Source organism: Pseudomonas sp. UBA6315, assembly GCF_002438125.1.
Lineage (GTDB): Bacteria > Pseudomonadota > Gammaproteobacteria > Pseudomonadales > Pseudomonadaceae > Aquipseudomonas > Aquipseudomonas faucium.
In genome coordinates this window covers 539-3,190 of record NZ_DJTF01000178.1, presented here as the reverse complement: position 1 = coordinate 3,190, position 2,652 = coordinate 539, and the positions used below count along the sequence as shown (strand labels likewise).

Annotated in this window: 3 protein-coding genes; 2 read left to right on the top strand and 1 reads right to left on the bottom strand. The window is 62.4% G+C overall.

From position 1 onward, the window contains the following. Nucleotides 1-89 precede the first annotated feature (89 nt). Both B3E94_RS20730 and B3E94_RS20725 read left to right on the top strand, forming a co-directional pair. Entirely contained in the window at nucleotides 90-977 is an 888-nt protein-coding gene (locus B3E94_RS20730; protein WP_236236176.1) for an ATP-binding protein, read from the top strand. Further along, nucleotides 978-1,460: a GAF domain-containing protein gene (locus tag B3E94_RS20725; RefSeq protein ID WP_176512067.1), complete on the top strand. Its 483-nt coding sequence runs from the start codon at nucleotides 978-980 to the stop codon at nucleotides 1,458-1,460. Between the two features lie 89 nt (nucleotides 1,461-1,549). On the opposite strand, the gene B3E94_RS20720 is transcribed toward B3E94_RS20725, so the two are convergent. Next, the gene (locus B3E94_RS20720; protein ID WP_176512068.1) at nucleotides 1,550-2,317 is read right to left on the bottom strand and encodes a hypothetical protein; all 768 of its coding nucleotides are present in this window, start codon (nucleotides 2,315-2,317) and stop codon (nucleotides 1,550-1,552) included. Nucleotides 2,318-2,652 lie beyond the last annotated feature (335 nt).

Genomic DNA, 2,652 nt, shown 5'->3' with positions numbered 1-2,652 from the left:
GCTGCGCAAGCATAGCCGATCAGCCCCGGCTGCTGGCGGGCCTGTCACACATTCAGCTTTAAATCTCACCTGTCTTGCTAGGAGTCGTCATGGACGCTCGCTTGAATGCTTTCCTGGAACGCGCGGAATCGGTGCTGGCGCGTCTCGAACCCCTGTTGCCGGCGCCACGCCCGACCATCGACTGGTCCACCACCCTGGCTGCGCGCTGGCAGCGCGATGGCCGCACTGGCTACCTGATGCCGCTTGAAGTGAGCCTGGACATCCGCTTGAGCGACCTGATCGGGGTCGACAAGCAACGTGACCAGCTTGGCCGCAACACCCACCAGTTCATCCACGGCCTGCCGGCCAACCACGCCTTGCTGTGGGGCTCGCGCGGCACCGGCAAATCGTCGCTGGTGCGCGCCTTGCTGGCCGAGCATGCCGGTGCCGGGCTGCGCCTGATCGAGATCGAGCGCGACCACCTGGCCGACCTGCCGCGGGTGGTCGAGCAACTGCAAAAGCTGCCACAGCGCTTCATCCTGTTCTGCGACGACCTGTCGTTCGAAGCCGGGGAGGGCGACTACCGGGTGCTCAAGAGCGTGCTCGACGGCTCGCTGGAACAGGCGCCGGACAACGTGCTGCTGTACGCCACCTCCAACCGCCGCCACCTGGTGCCGGAGAAAGAGAGCGACAACGAGAACTGGAAGCGCGTCGACGGCGAGCTGCACCCCAGCGAAGCGGTGGAAGACAAGATTGCCCTGTCCGACCGTTTTGGCCTGTGGCTGTCGTTCTACCCCTTCACTCAGGAGCACTTCCTCGACGTGGTCGAGCACTGGATCGGCCAGCTGGCACAGGCTGCCGGCCTTGCCTGGCAGCGCAGCGAAGAACTCGACATCCTTGCCGTGCGCTGGGCCACCGGCCGCGGTAACCGTAATGGCCGTTGTGCCTATCAGTTCGCCCGCTACTGGGTCGGGCTGCAATTGTTGGAGCAGAAATAAATGATCGACCTCAATGCCAGTGGCGCCGGCCTCGACGGCTACAACCTGCTGGCAGCGCAAGTGCAGGCGCTGTTTGCCGACGAGCGCGACTTCATCGCCAATGCCGCGCAGTTCTCGGCGTTTCTCTACCACCAGGTGGACGACCTGAACTGGGCGGGGTTCTACCTCAACCGCAACGAAGAGCTGGTGCTCGGCCCGTTCCAGGGGCAGGTGGCTTGCGTGCGCATTGCGTTCAGCAAAGGCGTGTGCGGCGCGGCGGCGGCCACCCGGCAGACCCAGCGGGTGGACGATGTGCATGCCTTCCCCGGGCACATTGCCTGCGACAGCGCGTCCAACAGCGAGCTGGTGATTCCGCTGGTGAAGGAGGGCAGGTTGATTGGGGTGCTGGACCTGGACAGCCCGAAGCTTGGGCGCTTCAGCGAGGCGGACCAGGTGGGGTTGGAGCGTTTGGTGGCGGTGTTTCTGGAATTGACTGACTGCTGATTGGCGCTGACTGTACTGGCCCTATCGCCGGCAAGCCGGCTCCCACCTGTCCGTGTGGGAGCCGGCTTGCCGGCGATAGGGCGCACCGATCAGTCGTAGATCACCCGCTTCTTCCAGGTCTCGTCCTCGTCGGTCTTCAAGCCCTGGGTCAACGCGTTCTCGTCATTCTCGGCCGGCTCCATCTGGTCCAGCACCTGGGCATTGGCCCGCGCCAGCAGTTTCTCCAGATAGGTCAGCTGCTCTTCATACACTTTCGGCTCAGGCTGCTTGCGCAGGTACTGCACGCCCCGCTCGAACGCCAGGCGCGCCTGGCCTGGCTGCTCTTGCTGCAGGGCCTGCTGGCCGAGGTTGTTGAAGAACTCGATGTGCAGCAGCACCAGCAGGTGGCGAATTTCCTTGACCCAATGCTTGCCCTCGGCGGTCTGCAGCACATTCTCCTGGGTCGCCTTGACGATCTGGGTGTGCAGGGCTTCGAGCAGGAAACGCACATCCTTGGCCTTGACCTCGGTCTGGATCGGGCTCGGTGGGTTGTTCACCGGGATTCGCTCGCCCTGGCCGATCAAGCCTTCGAGTTCGGCAATCCGCGCCTTGAGCTCGGCATTGTGCTTGTCCAGCGCCAGCTGGCGCTGGTTGAGGCTCAGTTCCAGGCGAGCCAGCAGCAGCTTCAGGGCCGGGGTCATGAACTGGCCGGGGAAGCTCTCGGTGATTTCGCCACAGCGGCGCACGCGGTCGGCGAGTTCGATCTTCAGCCGCGCGCGTTCCAGTTTGCTGTTCTCGACCACGTTGTTGAGGTAGCCGATCACGATCAGCAACGCGATACCCGCAACGATGAGCAGTGTGATCAGAAGTGGTGTCACCGTTAACGCCTCATCAGGAAGTTTTACATTGAGAGTGTAGCGAACAGGCCAGCCCGCTCGCCACGTGACTCTGTGTCGGCTCGTCGCCGCGTTTCTCCAGTGATGGCACTTTGCGTTCAGGCCGTCAGAAAATCAACGCCAATCCTTGGGCACCCCTTGCCAGGTGCCTATATAGAGAGCGAAGTCATTGATTTAAATAAATTTATAGAAAAGGGTTGACGACCTTTCACGGCATCCATAGAATGCGCGCCACTTGCAGCGTAAAGCACACAGCGAAACGCGGCAGGGAGTGAAAGCAAGCAGCAATGCTTGTAGCGTGTCCCCTTCGTCTAGTG